This window comes from Micromonospora sp. DT41 (assembly GCF_049841715.1).
Taxonomy (GTDB): Bacteria; Actinomycetota; Actinomycetes; order Mycobacteriales; family Micromonosporaceae; genus Micromonospora; species Micromonospora profundi.
In genome coordinates, this window is the sequence record NZ_JBNCKU010000018.1 from 16,760 (window position 1) to 30,668 (window position 13,909).

The window sequence follows — 13,909 nt, forward strand, 5'->3', positions numbered from 1 at the left end:
GGGAGGGGCTCGGCGTACCTGACGGCGCGCGTCATGGCTGGTCCAGTAGCGCGGTGGCTGCCGCGCAGGGGTCGATGAGGTGGTGATCGAAAGCTGACAGATCGATGCTGTAGGTCAGGCGGACCAGGTGTTGCTGCAGTGGTGCGTCGAGCTGCTGCGACGTCACCCGGGGAAATCCGGGGGTGTTGACGTGGTACGCGGCGACGCGCCTCACCCGGTGTCTGTCCCGGCGGTAGGTCTCGGCGTCTCCGCTGCGGTAACCGACCGCATCCAGGGCGCCCATGAGGACACGCCGGTCGAGCCCGGTGTCGAGGAGCCGGTCGACGGCGTCGGGCACGCTGTCACCGGCACTGTCGCGTTCGAACTGTTCGACGTACAGGTAGAGATCGGTGCCGGGGCGTTCCTCCAGCTGACCGGCCCCGTGCACGTCGACGACCAGGCGGTCGCGGTGCGTGGTGGCCTTGACTTCGACAGCAGCGGTGGCGGAGGTGAAGTCCGTGCGCGCGCTGCGGGGGCCCGTCCACAGATCCAGGGGTGGCGCGCCCCCACGTCCGCCGATCAGTTCGAGGAAGTGCAGTTCGGCGAGCAGGCCGATCAGCGCCTCCGGTCCGAGTGTCGGACCCGGTGCGGGGTAGAGCAGGTCACGCCACCGGTGCAGGACCTCCAGGCAGACCCGTCCCGGGTTGCCGGGGCGGCGCTGCAACTGTTGGCACAGCTCATCGGAGAATGCCGCGAAGATGTCGTTGAGTTCAGGCAGGTTGCACATCACGTCGGCGTATCGCCGTGACTGACGGGAGTCGTCCTCCAGTCCCCGGGTGGTGAGGGTGACGCCGCGGCTGGCGGTGTCCTGCACGCTGGGGTGACGGTCGGTCAGCGGGATGAGCAGATGCCGGTGACCCGCGGCGTCGATGCCGATGGCGACCGGTCCGGCAGCCACTTCGACCGGGCTGTCCAGCACGCGCATCTGCCGTGGCGGGTCGGTCGCTTCCAGACGGCGGAACATCTCCTCGGCGGCGCCTGTCATGATGCGGCGCCATCGGTCACGGCTTCGCCGGCGCGTTCGTCGGCGGCGTCGATCTCGTCGATGTCGACGATCTCGATTTCCTCATCGGCCGGGGCGAGGCCGGACAGGTCGACCGCGACGTAGTCACGGTCCTCCGGTCCGCGGGCCTCGGGGAAGAACAGGCCGATCCCGAGGATGTCCTCCACCGCCGCGAGGTCGGTTCTCGGATAGCCGCGGGTGCCGCTGCTGCGCTCGACGGTGGAGTTCCTGCTGACCGGGTAGAGACACAGCAGTCCGGTGCCTCCCAGTTGTCCGTCGCGCAGCTCCCGTAGCCTGCGGTCGGTCGGATCACCGTCGATCATGTCGCTGATTCTGATGGAGGCGGGCAGGTCGGCGACCCGGTCCATGGTGGACACCAGTGCCTTGATGTCGGCGTAGTCCGCCGGCACCGTGAGACGGCTGCGGTTGATCCGGTGGTACTTGCGCCCCGCTAGTTCCATCGTGCCGAGGCGGTCGCTGCCCTGTTCGATGACGACGACGTTCCACGTGCGGAGGGCGTCGTAGTCGTTCTGCTTGGCGATGTACTCGCACAGGGCCTCCGGACGGAGGCTGGGGCTGCGCTCGTGGAAGCGGTAGTCGCGCAGGAAGGCCATCACCCGTGCGGCCGGCACGCCGGTCAGTGCGCTCCGTCCGGCCCGCACGGGGGTTTCCCGGACCCCGGGCAGGCCACGGGCGGCGGTGAGGAGGCGGTCGGCGGCGTCGATGTTGTGCCGTAGCCAGCCCTGGTCGCGGTGGTGGAATTTGATGGTCTGCATCACCTGGGAGCCGTAGCTGTAGCGCACCGTGACGCCCCCGCGCATCTTGGCGGCCGAGGTCACCGCCATGGACGGGTGTTTGCGGATCATCACTGCCAACTGCCGTGGCGTCTTGTGTTCGGTCTCGTAGCGGCGGATCTGCTGCCGGATCTCGGCCTCGACGGTCGCCAGGTCCACGAACCACGCGGCGAGCTCGCCCGTCATCCAGATCCGGGGCAGATCCTCGTAACCGTGGCGGTAGCCGAACCAGCGTCCCATCTGCAGCAGGGTGTCGTAGGCGGAGGCCGCCCGGACGAAGTAGCTGCACACCAGGCCGACGAGGGTCAACCCGCGGGAGAGGGTGTTACCCCCGATGGCGATGGCGGTGACCGGCTCCTCGCCGTAGCGGAGTCGCACGTCGGACTGGTAGTTGTCGACCACCACGCTCACGTCGGCCATGACGCCGGGGATCTGGTCGCAGACCTGCGGCCACGGCACGGGTGGGAGTCGGAGGTCGGTGGCGGGAACCCGGGTCGTCTCCTGCTCCCACTGGTGCCGGAACCGCTCCTGCGCCGCAGGGGTCGACCAGCCGCTGCGCAGGGTCCCCAGGTACGCCTGCACGACCTCGGCCGTCCGCTGGTGTGCGGGGGCGCGCATGGATGTGTGGATCAACATGGTCGAGTCGGCCGGCGCCCCGTCGCGGCAGCGGCGGGCGGCGGTGGCCAGGATGAACCAGCGGATGGCCTCGCCGAGGCTGTCGGTGACGGTGGGCCTCCAGTCGCCGAAGCCGGCGCGGGCACCGGGTGGTCGTACCTGGGCGATCTCGTTGTCCGGGACCGTCCGCACGACATCCAGGCCCCGGTCGACCGGCCCGGTCTCGTAGGTGAGCAGGTCACGTCCGAAGATCCGTTCGGCGCCGAAGTAGTCGTCGGATCGGGGCAGGTCGACGATGAAGTCGGCGGGGTAGAGATCGTCGGGCACGGTCGGATCGATGAGCAGGTTCGCGAACGGCGTCGCCGTGTAGGCGACGTAGGCGACCTTCGGTTTGCTCAGGATGCGACGGATCAGGGAGTTGATGGTCGACTGTCGGCCCCTGTTGCCCACGTCGATGCTCGCCTGGTCGGCCTCGTCGTCGATGACGAGGATGGGGCAGTCCTGCAGGATGGTGCCGGCTGCCTCGAGGAAACGTGCCAGCTTCCGCAGCCGGTACGGGTTCTTCTTGACCACGGCGAGGAGCCGCTGATCGGGGTTGCTCAGCAGGTTCGCCGCATTGCGGGACTGTCTGTCGTCGAAGTCCGTCTCACCGTCGGTCAGCAGGTGCCAACGGCCGCGGTCGTCGCCGACGAGGATCTGTTCCAGTCGCTGCTGCGTCTGGGACCGCAGGTTGTCGGTGATGCCGGAGAGCACCACAACGAACCGGTAGCGGGCGTCACACAGCTTCGCCGCCACCGACATGAAATTGGTCGTCTTGCCGCTCTGGACATGTCCGAGGACCAGTCCGCGGCTGCTGAACCGCTCCGTCCCGGGCGGCGGGATATAAGAGACGATCTTGCTTGAGGCGTCGTTGATCCGTTTGATCGGCTCCTCGTCGAGACCCGTGTTCTGCAGACGGCGGCGCACCGACGGCCAGAAGACGTCGTCGGACCGGGGGATGTACCACGGTTCGAGTTGTGCCGCGGGGTCGGTCAGGGAACGGGGCTCGTGCAGGTCCCGGGGGCGGCCGGCCCGGGACTGGTACTCCGTGATCGCAGCCTCGAGGATGTCGGCCGGAACGAATCTGCCCAGCTGACGACGGATCGCCGCGATCGTGCTGTTGCCGTACACGGCACTGGCGATCTGTTCGACCAGGTCGTTGAGGTCCTCGTCGCTGATCCGGTGCATCCGTGCCCTTCCGTCATGGCGCCGATGGGTGGGTCTCCGTGAGCGTGAGACAGCCATCAGCGCGATGTTCGGTAACCACGTATACAGCATGGGTGGCGCAAGTCACCGTCCGTCAGGACCGTCGGGTTGTCCGGTCGGCCGGGTCGATGAGGCCGGAGTGATGGGACATCTCGACGTGGGTGTCGGGTCATTCGGCCCCGCTGACGGACCCCGCTGCGACACCGGCGTCCCCGCCGGGGCGTGCTGGGCTGCGGCCGCCGTCACCGGTAACGTTCGTGCACGTGACCGACCGCGCCGATGCCGAACCCACCGCACCCGATCCCACCGCCCGCCGGGGTCAGTACAAGGTCAGACTGGTGCGTGGACCCTTCGTGCAGCTGGCGCCCCATGCCGACGCCGTCACCGACGGCGAGCAGCTGCTGCGGTACGCCCAGGAAGCCCGGAAGGACGGGTTCCGGTTGGCGGCCGATCTGTTCAGCGGGGCGGGCGGTCTGAGTCTCGGGATGCAGAACGCCGGCTACCGGGTCATCCTCGCGGTGGACCACTACCCGGAAGCGGTCGAGACCCACCGGCACCACCACGGTGGTCTGAGCGTGGACTGGGACCTGGGTGACCCGGCCCGCATCCGGGAGGTCGCCGACCTCGTGCGCCTGGCAGGCGTCGAGCTGCTCGCCGGCGGGCCCCCGTGTCAGCCGTTCTCCAAGGCCGGCCGGTCGATGATCCGCCACAAGGTGCGCCACGGTCTACGTGATCCGTACGACGAACGGCGTGACCTCTGGCGGTCGTTCCTTGAGGTCATCCGGCTGGCCCGGCCGCCGGCGGTGCTCATGGAGAACGTGACGGACATGGCACTGGACAAGGAGATGTTCATCCTCCGGACGATGGTGCACGAGTTGGAGTCTCTCGGCTACGCGGTGGAGGAGAAGGCGGTCGACACCTTCCGGTACGGCGTCCCGCAGTTCCGTCAACGGCTCATTCTGGTCGGCCTCCGCGACGGCCTCGCGTTCGACTGGCCGGAGGAACAGCCCGAGCGCGTCACCGTGTGGAACGCGATCGGCGACCTTCCTGAGGTCGAGGGCGGCTGGCGCCCCGAAGGGGGAGCGGAGGGATGGACCCCCTACGACGCTCCCGCGACAGGCTTCCAGCAGCGAATGCGCGCGGAGGTGCCGCAATCGGATACGCACCGGGTCTTCGACCACATCACCCGCCCCGTGCGCGAGGACGACCTGCGGGCGTTCGAGATGATGGGCCCGACGACCCGGTATTCGGACCTACCGGACGACGTCAAGCGGTACCGCGACGACATCTTCGACGACAAGTACAAACGCCTCGACGAGAACGACCTGTCGCGCACCATCACGGCGCACATCGCCAAGGACGGCTACTGGTACATCCACCCACGGCAGAACCGCACCATCACTGTGCGCGAGGCAGCCCGGCTGCAGACCTTCCCCGACTGGTTCCGTTTCGCCGGGCCGCCGTCGGCCGCGTTCAAGCAGATCGGCAACGCGGTACCCCCGTTGCTCGGTGAACACCTGTCCCGGGCTGCACGACGGGCGCTCGACAATCCTCGTCCGGCGCATGTGTCGACGCGGGAGGTCGCCTCGACGCTCGCGGGCTGGTTCGCCTCCGGACAGGTCAGCGGCATCCCATGGCTGCGAGCGGAGACCCGGTGGCAGGTCCTGCAGGCGGAGATCCTCCTCGATCGCGCCCATCCGGATGTGATGCGCCAGGTCTGGGTCCTGCTGCGGACGTGGCGCCAGCCGCAGGACACCGTGGCGGCGGAGGAGAACCTGCGCCGCACCGGCGGGTTCATCTCCCGGGCGAACCGCGCCGGGACGGTGGTGGAGCTCGCCCGGCAACTCGCGGATGACCCCCGGGTACTGCGCGACGACGACGCGTTGCGGCGGGTGCCCGGTCTCCACGAGTCCATTGCCGACCTGGCGGTGCTGGTCGTTCCCGCGGGCACCGAGGACGAGTCGGAAGAGCCCGTCCTCGTCACCAAGGGTGTGTTGCGGGTGGCCGCCCGCTTCAGCGGTCATCCCGTCGACCGGCGTAACCGCCTCACCGACGGCCGGCTGGAGGTGGCCCGCATGATCGGTATCGACAGCGACGCCCGCGCCGCCCACCTGGGCCTGATCGAACTCGCGAACACACTCTGCCGGCCGGCGGAGCCGTTGTGCCAGGAATGTCCGCTGGTCAAGAAGTGCGCGGGGGCGCGTATCGATCGGCCTCAGCTGTTCTGACCCCGTCGGTCCCGGTCACCGGTCCAGTCCGAGCAGCTGCGCCACCTCCGGCGACTGGGCACGCAGAGTCTCCTCGATGCGTTCCCACGCCACCCACTGATCTGCCTGCATGGCGGACATCCGTAGGGCGAGGCCGGCGGTGGCGGCCGCGTGGGTGGCGGCACGCACCTCAGGTGACGCGTTGACGTCCGCCGGCACGGGCCGTACCGAACCCCGCGGGGTCCTGCGGTAGGCGTCATTGGCCAGGACACACAGTTCATTGACCGGCGCCTCCAGGATCTGGCGCAACTGGGCCGGCAGACTGACGCGCATCTTGGCGACGTTGATGTTGAATGCGGTGTCGAGGTCGTTGTCGAAATCCAGCGCTGCCCTGGCCAGCTTCGTGTGCTCGTCGATACCGCGTATCCCACCCCACCCGCCCCACTGCACCAGCCGGTTGGCCCGGTACACGTACAGACCCTGCTGCCGGTTCCAGTTCAGAGGACCCGAGTGCCGTTCGAATTCCGCGGCTGAGGTGAAACGGTCACGCGGCGGCAGAACGAACCGTCGGAGGTGAACCAGCCCCACGCCGCCGGCCATCTCGATCTCGAACTGCTGCCGGGGCAGCTCAGAGGTGTGCGGCTCCTGCGGAGCGAACGGGTTCCACGGGCGCAGTTTCTGCCCGTTCACCGACATCACCAGTGGCGCGAGTCCGTCGGACCCTTCCAGGAAACGGTGGAAAACCATGCTGAGATGGTCCGATGTCCGCCCCGCCAGGGTCTCCAGACGCCGCCGGGCCCAGCCGCCCGACGGGCGCTTCTCCGGCAGTACGCGATCGAGCGCCTGCCAGACGACCACGGTGCCGGTGCCTTCGGCCAGCCCCTGCCGGGCGCTGCGGACCACCGGATCCTGCGGGGATGGGTCCACCACGACCCACTGGTCCCATTCCTCCACAAGGTCGAGGTCCAGCTGCCGGGCGCTCGTCCGTGCCACCGATCGGCTGCTGCGGCTGATCACGGTGAGTGTCCGGCACTGGGACAGTGACGCGGTCTTGAGGCCGAGACCGTAACGACCCAGTTCGCCGCGCCGGTACGAACGCCTCGTGCCGAACCGCAGGGCCTCTGTCAGCTGGCCGGCCGACATGCCGTCACCGTCGTCGGCGATCACGACGCGGGAGTCCTCCCCGTCGAACTCGACGGTCACGTCGATGCGGGTGGCGCCTGCCGCGACGCTGTTGTCGACGATGTCCGCCACCGCGGTCGGGAACTCGTACCCGATATCACGCAGCGACCCGGTCAGCCGTGCGGCTGAGGGCGCCACGTCGTACCACGCTCTACCCGGCATGGGCACCTCCGCTCACGTCGTCCGTGAGGACCAGGATGCCACACCCACCCTGTCTCACGTGACCGGCCATGCTGTGGCGTCCGATCGGCACCGTGCACGCCAGAGTTGTTCGACGATTTCCGCAACGGCCACGGGATCCTCGTGTTCCCAGACGTGCAGCACCGTCCAGCCGAGTGCTGCCAGTGCCTCGTCCTTTTCACGGTCACGCTGCACGTTACGTTGCAGTTTCTCCCGCCACCACGTGGCATTGTTCTTCGGCAGCACCGCGTGTTGGGGGCAAAGGTGCCAGAAACAGCCGTCGACGAACACCGCCAGTCGTGCCCGTGTGAATGCGATGTCCGGTCGGCCGGGAAGGCCGGGATGGTTCACCCTGAACCGTAGTCCTCGTCGGTGCAGTTCCCGTCGCACCGACATCTCAGGTTTCGTCCGCGTCCGCGGCATCCGGCTCATCTGCGCCGACACTGCGGCGTTGAGAGCGGTGGGGCGTCGCGTCATCGCCGACAACGTACCCCAACCCACGCCGCTGGCCGGCGGCAGTTCCCGGGCCGGAGGGACCTTCAGGACCATGCCGTCGACCATGATGGTTAACTCCGCCTCAATTGCGGAGTTTCGTTGGTTGGTTCTGTCTCCATTTGCCGGGTGGGGTGGACGGTGCCGCTCCGACGTCCGCAATCCGGACATCACTGGACGAGATCATCGCCCCTCCACGCTCCGCCGCCCAGACGTGCTGTCATCCGCTCGCGTAGCTGCGGCAGTGCCATCTTCTCCAACTGGCGGACGCGTTCGCGGGTGATCCCGAGCCGCCGTCCGATCTCCTCGAGAGTCATGGGCACGCCGGTGCCGACGCCGGCTCGCAAGGTCAGGATCGCCGCCGAGCGCACGGGGAGATCAGCCAGTGAGGCGCGGAGAATGGACAACGTCTCATGACGCTGAGTAACCACATCGGGTCTCAGAGTGTCCTGGCCTGCGGACACAAAGTCGACCAGCGCCGCGTTGCCGTCCCCGATGAGCAGATCCAACGACACCACCCCGGCATGCAGTCTCAGGCATTCGAGTACCGTCCCAGGGTCCAAGCCGAGCTCGTGACAGATTTCCGACACGGTCGCCGTGCCGGCCCGGGTCAACAGCCGGTTCCGGCTCGCCACCACCCGACGGACCTGATCCCACTTGTGTACCGGGAGACGGATCAACCGGCTCTCATTGGCGACCGCCCTCGTCACAGCCTGACGGATCCACCAGACCGCGTAGGTGGAGAACTTCAGACCACGGGTGGGATCGAACCGTTCAACCGCCCGCATCAGGCCGACGACGCCGTGCTGGTCCAGATCCTCACTCTCCAGTCCGTGTCCCACGTGACCGCCGGCAACGGACATCACGAGCCGCCTGTTGTGCAGCACCATGGCGTCGAAGGCCCGCGCCCGCTCGTCCGAGACGTCGAGCCCTGCGCGAAAGCCGTGAGGGACCTGTTCGTGCGGTCGGTACTGATCCCCGCGCAGCAGGAGAGCCAGGCCGACCTCCTCGGACGCCGTCAGTATCCGGTTCCAGGGCCGCGACGAGACCCTGTCCCTACGCAGCAGCCGCCGGGCGTCGGCGATTGCACGTTCCGCCCGGGCCGGCTCGATGACGCCGGCAGGCCCACAGCCGTCAAGCCTATCGCCCTCCGGCGCGGCGATGACGCCCACACCCCGCCCGATCATCCCCTCGACGACCTGCTGCCGTACCGCCTCGCGGGTGTCCCCGGCCAACTCCAGAATGCTGTCGATCTCCCAGTCCCCGACCGTACCGTCCCGTACATGCGCCATTAGCAGCTGCACACACATCTGGACAACCTCTTGGTCGGTTGAAGACGTCACGGTCACCATTGTGGACCCCGGCGACCAGAGAGACGTACGACGTGAAGCTCTTTCATCGTGCACAATCCTGCGGGTGCAGATGGTTCCTGACCCGATCTCCCCGTTGATGAAGAGTGCCGCCGAGGCCGAGATCTACCGACGTCTCAAACTCGTGGATGCTGGTTGGAGCTTCGCTCTGCACAGCCTCAATCTGCCTGCTCATGTCTGGAAGCGCGTCAGCGAGATCGACTTCGTTCTGGCCGGGCGCCGCGGTGTGTACGTGATCGAGGTCAAGGGCGGCTATGTCGGCTGCACCAACGGCGTCTGGACCTACCGTGACCGAACCGGCCAGGAACGCCGGCGCAAGGAGAGTCCATTCGCGCAGGCGACCAGCGCCATGTTCACCCTGCAGCGCCGCCTCGAGGAGCGCCTCGGCCGCGAAACGATGCGCAACGTCCCCATAGGCTTCGCCGTCATCTTCCCGGACTGCCAGCTACCCGAGCAGACCTCAGTCGAGTGGGACGAGGAGACCCTGATCGACCGCAGACAACTCGACCGCACCGATGGTCTGCAACGCAGCCTGGGGCGCATGGCGGATTACTGGCGGGCCAAGCCCGGTGGACGTCAGGCCATGCTCGACGAACCACTCCTGCGGGAGGTTCTGCAGGCCCTACGGCCCGACTTCGACGCCGTCCCCACCCTTCGCCAGATCGTCACGGATGCGGAAGCCGACCTCGTCGCTCTCACCGCGGGTCAGTACCGCACGCTCGATCAGTGGGCCACTAACCCCCGGCTCCTTGTGGAGGGCGGGGCAGGCACGGGCAAGACGATGCTCGCGGCCGAGCTGGCCCGCAGATCTGCCGCGAGCGGCAAGCGGACCCTGTTTACCTGCCGCAGCCAGGTGGTCGCCGGGTTCGTCCGGCATCAACCCGGGATGCAGGACGTGCATGTCGTCCCCTTCGCCAATCTCATGGCCGGCAACGACACCGACTTCGACGTCGTCGTGGTCGACGAGGCGCAGGACATGGTCAATTTCACCGACCTGTCTTGCCTGGACAACCGGCTCGTGGGCGGCCTCAGCGACGGCAGCTGGTACCTGCTGCTCGACAGCAACAACCAACGTGGGCTGGTCGGCTCCTGCGACGACGAGGCCCTGGACTATCTGAGGTCCCTCCGGCCGGCCAACCTGCCACTGCAGGACAACTGCCGCAACACCCGACAGATCGTAAACTCGACACAGCAGATGACCGGGGCGGACACCGGTGTCTCCTCGGCGGGCGAAGGGCCCGACGTGACGGTGGTCGACGAGCCCGACCGCTCGCGCCGGGCCGCGGCAGCCGCCGCCGAGCTCGACCGCCTTGACGACAACGGAATTCCGAACACGGACATCATCCTGTTGTCCCCGTTGCCCCTGCAGGAGTCCCTGTTCGCGGAACTGCCGGCCCGCTGGCGGCACCGTATCGACGTACTGGATCTGCACACGCTACGACGACCCGCCAGGGGCCGGATCGCCTTCGCGAAGGTCGAGGACTTCAAGGGCCTCGAGAGCCGATTCATCCTCCTGGCTGACGTCGGCCCGGCCGACCCTGGCCGGATACGCAACCTCTACGTGGGAATGACACGCGCGAGGGTCGGACTCTGGATGGCCACCGGAGGGCAGACGCACCAACAGGAGGACGACCGGTGACCACCACACCCGCTCCCGGTGAATCCGACGACCGGAATCTCGTCCTGGACTACCTCCGCCGACAGCTCATCGGCCCCTGGACCGGGGAGGACGAGGTACTCACCGAGCGACCCGACCGCCGGTACCTCGCCGGCATCCTGTTCCCCGGTGAGGCGTCCCTCGATGCCCACGACGACGACATCGTCGACGATGCTCCAGCTGCCGGATCCACCGACGAGACAGACAGCGACGAGGACCCGGTGGCCCTGGCCGGACAACTGTTGCCGAGCTCGGTCGGACTGAGCTTCGTCACCAGCACACGGTCAACCCTGCGGATCGAAGTGACAGCCGCCCGCTACGTCCGCGAGGACCGGCAGAAGTGGCAACGTCAGCCACTGGCCGCCACCGGCAGCGCCGCCCTGTATGCAGAGCCCTCGAAAAATGGCCTTCAAACCAGGCACGACCTGTTCAACGGCGACGCCTCTGTGGCAATCGTCTGGCGGAAGTTCGGCGACGGCGTACTGGTCACCGTCTCCCTCGTCAACCAGCGGAAGCTGTCTGGCCACGGGAAATTGGATCCGTCCGACTGCCTTATGCAGGTGACACTGCGGTGCAGCCCGGTCGAGGGCTGCATCGCCCCGTACCCGTCGACGCTGCGACTCCATTCCGACCCCGAGGAAGAGGAACTCGCGCTCCTCTACCGGAAGGTCCCCGTCTTCGCCCTCGGCCACGGCGCCGCCGCGAGCTGGCAGGCGGAGGGTGACAGCGCCACATCGGTGCAGACGACTTTCCTACCCAGCCACGTCGTCCCCGATGTCGCCTTCGAACTGCCGGGCGACCAGGAGGCACTGAGCCTGAACTACCTCACCGGGCTCGAACAGGATCCGGAAGGGATCATCAGCAGGCTGTACGCCTTCGTTGACAGCTACGACCATTGGGCGGAGAGGACCCGCACCCGCCGGGACGGCATCGCCCGCCCCCTCATAAAGGCAGCTGACCGGCTCCTGAAACGCGTGGACCGCGCCCGCGCCCGGATGCGTGAAGGTGTGCATCTGCTCGAACAGGACCCCACCGCTCGGCGCGCCTTCGTTTTGGCGAACAGGGCCATGCTGATGCAGATGATCCGAAGCGGGCCCCGGTTCGCCGGCACCGGGCGTGCCTGGAACGAACGCCTCCCCGCCGCGCCCGCCTACGACGACCCGCACCGCAGCTGGCGACCCTTCCAACTCGCGTTCGTCCTTCTTTCCCTGCCCTCCATCGTCGACACGGAGCACGGCGACCGTGATCTCGTCGACCTGATCTGGTTCCCCACCGGCGGCGGGAAGACCGAGGCGTATCTCGGTCTGGTTGCCTTCACGGTCTTCCACCGACGCCTGACGCTCGGTGACGCCGGCGCCGGGACCACCGTCATCACCCGCTACACCCTGCGTCTACTGACCGCCCAACAGTTCCAGCGGGCGGCCACCTTGATCTGCGCCTGCGAACTCATCCGACAGCAGCGCCCGGAGGAGCTGGGAACGCGGGCGGTCTCCATCGGCATCTGGGTCGGAGGCAACAACAGCCCCAACAACTTCGCCGACGCCGTCGACCTGCTCCAGACGATCCGCAACCATGAACCGACGACCAAGAGCTTCCAGGTCGAACGCTGTCCCTGGTGCGGCACCCACATTGTTCCGAAGGGCAACGCACCGGACGACGCCTGGGGAGTGCACGCGGACAACAACAGCTTCCGGATCAATTGCCCCAACATCGACTGTGACTTCCACACCTCTCTGCCGGTGTCGTCCGTCGACGATGCGCTCTACACCGACCCGCCGACGCTGCTGGTCGCCACCGTGGACAAGTTCGCCCGGTTCACCCGCGAACCGCGCGCGGGCGTGTTCATCGGCGCCGGCGCCGACCCGGGTCCTGCGCTGATCATCCAGGACGAGTTCCACCTCATCTCCGGGCCGCTCGGCACGATCGTCGGGCTCTACGAGGCCGCGTTCGACGTGGCGATGGCGCACCACGGCACCCGCCCGAAGATCGTCGCCTCCACTGCCACCATCCGTCGCGCCGATGCCCAGTCCCGCGGCGTCTTCGGACGTCCCATCGCCCTATTCCCGCCGTCCGGCCTCGACGCCGAGGACTCCTACTTCGTCCGAACGGACCCCGGCCGGCCCGGCCGGCTCTACGCCGGAGTGATGCCGCAGGGACACACACCCCTCACCGCGATGGTCCACCTCTCCGCGGCAATGCTCAACGCCCCCGTCGAGCTGCCGCTCGGACCGCAGGCCGCCGACGCCTACTGGACCCTGATCGCCTACCACAACAGTCTGCGCGAACTCGGTAAGACCGTCACCCTGGCGCACGACGACATCCCCGCCCGTCTGGGCGTCATCGCGGCGGCCGAGGACGACCGGCGCGACCTTGACGACGCCGAGATCATGGAGCTGACCAGCAACATCCCCCCGGCGGACATCCCCCGGCATCTCCAGCGGCTGTTCCATGAGCGCGGGGAGCCCGACGCGGTGTCGTTCGTGCCCAGCACGAACATGATTTCCGTCGGTGTCGACGTCCCCCGACTGGGTCTCATGCTGGTTGTCGGCCAGCCGAAAACCACCGCCGAGTACATCCAGGCCACAAGCCGGGTCGGGCGTCGCCAGCCCGGGTTGGTGGTGACCCTCTACTCGCCGTCCAAACCCCGCGACCGTTCGCACTATGAGTCGTTCATCCCGTACCACACCTCCCTCTACCGGGTTGTCGAACCCACCTCCGTGACACCGTTCTCGGTACCGGCGCGCACACGCGCGCTGCACGCGGGACTGGTCATCCTCGCCCGTCACGTGCACACCTGGCGCGACGACCGCGCCGCTGCCGCGTTCGACCCGAAGGATCCCGCCTGGCGGAGCCTGGTGGAGAAGTTCATCGCCCGCGCCCGCGCTGCGGATCCGGACGAGGCCGCAGACGTCGCCCGGCACGTCGAACAACTCGAGGAACATTGGGCCGGGCTCGTCGACCGCGCCCATCCGCTCGGAGGCCTCACCTATACCGGGGGAGGGCGCGAACGCATCCAACTGCTGAGGAAGTTCGACATGCCCGGACCGGGATGGCCGACACTCGACTCCATGCGCAACGTCGACACCGACGCCAGGGTGCTGGTGCGGGGGGAGGGCCAGTGACGG

The 13,909-nt window shown here is 67.8% G+C and carries 8 protein-coding genes; 3 read left to right on the forward strand and 5 right to left on the reverse strand.

The features are described from left to right. Nucleotides 1-31: 31 nt before the first annotated feature. Both ACLQ23_RS26460 and ACLQ23_RS26465 read right to left on the reverse strand, forming a co-directional pair. Nucleotides 32-1,024 carry a PD-(D/E)XK motif protein gene (locus tag ACLQ23_RS26460; RefSeq protein WP_425881253.1) on the reverse strand — a complete coding sequence of 331 codons (993 nt, stop codon included), beginning with the start codon at nt 1,022-1,024 and terminating at the stop codon, nt 32-34. After that, nucleotides 1,021-3,678 (reverse strand): Z1 domain-containing protein, encoded by a 2,658-nt coding sequence (locus tag ACLQ23_RS26465; protein WP_425881254.1) that lies wholly within the window; start codon nt 3,676-3,678, stop codon nt 1,021-1,023. Before ACLQ23_RS26465 ends, ACLQ23_RS26460 begins: the two co-directional genes overlap by 4 nt. A gap of 281 nt (nt 3,679-3,959) precedes the next feature. On the opposite strand from ACLQ23_RS26465, the gene ACLQ23_RS26470 reads away from it, so the two are divergent. Further along, entirely contained in the window at nt 3,960-5,924 is a 1,965-nt protein-coding gene (locus ACLQ23_RS26470) for a DNA cytosine methyltransferase (protein ID WP_425881255.1), read from the forward strand. Nucleotides 5,925-5,939: 15 nt separating this feature from the next. Here ACLQ23_RS26470 and ACLQ23_RS26475 read toward each other — a convergent pair whose 3' ends face one another. The 3 genes from ACLQ23_RS26475 to ACLQ23_RS26485 form a co-directional block, all read right to left on the reverse strand. Then, entirely contained in the window at nt 5,940-7,247 is a 1,308-nt protein-coding gene (locus tag ACLQ23_RS26475) for an ATP-binding protein (RefSeq protein WP_425881256.1), read from the reverse strand. A 54-nt stretch (nt 7,248-7,301) separates the two neighbouring features. Continuing rightward, nucleotides 7,302-7,826: a very short patch repair endonuclease gene (locus ACLQ23_RS26480; RefSeq protein ID WP_425881257.1), complete on the reverse strand. Its 525-nt coding sequence runs from the start codon at nt 7,824-7,826 to the stop codon at nt 7,302-7,304. 101 nt (nt 7,827-7,927) lie between these two features. Further along, the gene (locus tag ACLQ23_RS26485; protein ID WP_425881258.1) at nt 7,928-9,109 is read right to left on the reverse strand and encodes a sigma-70 family RNA polymerase sigma factor; all 1,182 of its coding nucleotides are present in this window, start codon (nt 9,107-9,109) and stop codon (nt 7,928-7,930) included. Nucleotides 9,110-9,179: 70 nt separating this feature from the next. Here ACLQ23_RS26485 and ACLQ23_RS26490 point away from each other — a divergent pair, with 70 nt between their 5' ends. Both ACLQ23_RS26490 and ACLQ23_RS26495 read left to right on the forward strand, forming a co-directional pair. Then, nucleotides 9,180-10,766 carry an NERD domain-containing protein gene (locus ACLQ23_RS26490; RefSeq protein ID WP_425881327.1) on the forward strand — a complete coding sequence of 529 codons (1,587 nt, stop codon included), beginning with the start codon at nt 9,180-9,182 and terminating at the stop codon, nt 10,764-10,766. Continuing rightward, nucleotides 10,763-13,906 carry a helicase-related protein gene (locus ACLQ23_RS26495; RefSeq protein ID WP_425881259.1) on the forward strand — a complete coding sequence of 1,048 codons (3,144 nt, stop codon included), beginning with the start codon at nt 10,763-10,765 and terminating at the stop codon, nt 13,904-13,906. The genes ACLQ23_RS26490 and ACLQ23_RS26495 overlap by 4 nt, the downstream gene beginning before the upstream one ends. The last annotated feature ends 3 nt before the right edge of the window (nt 13,907-13,909 follow it).

Bases quoted from the DNA above. Each gene is read 5' to 3' on its own strand.
- ACLQ23_RS26490 (WP_425881327.1), top strand. From the start codon at position 9,180: ATGGTTCCTGACCCGATCTCCCCGTTGATGAAGAGTGCCGCCGAGGCC.
- ACLQ23_RS26485 (WP_425881258.1), bottom strand. From the start codon at position 9,109: ATGGTGACCGTGACGTCTTCAACCGACCAAGAGGTTGTCCAGATGTGT.
- ACLQ23_RS26475 (WP_425881256.1), bottom strand. From the start codon at position 7,247: ATGCCGGGTAGAGCGTGGTACGACGTGGCGCCCTCAGCCGCACGGCTG.
- ACLQ23_RS26460 (WP_425881253.1), bottom strand. From the start codon at position 1,024: ATGACAGGCGCCGCCGAGGAGATGTTCCGCCGTCTGGAAGCGACCGAC.
- ACLQ23_RS26480 (WP_425881257.1), bottom strand. From the start codon at position 7,826: ATGGTCGACGGCATGGTCCTGAAGGTCCCTCCGGCCCGGGAACTGCCG.
- ACLQ23_RS26465 (WP_425881254.1), bottom strand. From the start codon at position 3,678: ATGCACCGGATCAGCGACGAGGACCTCAACGACCTGGTCGAACAGATC.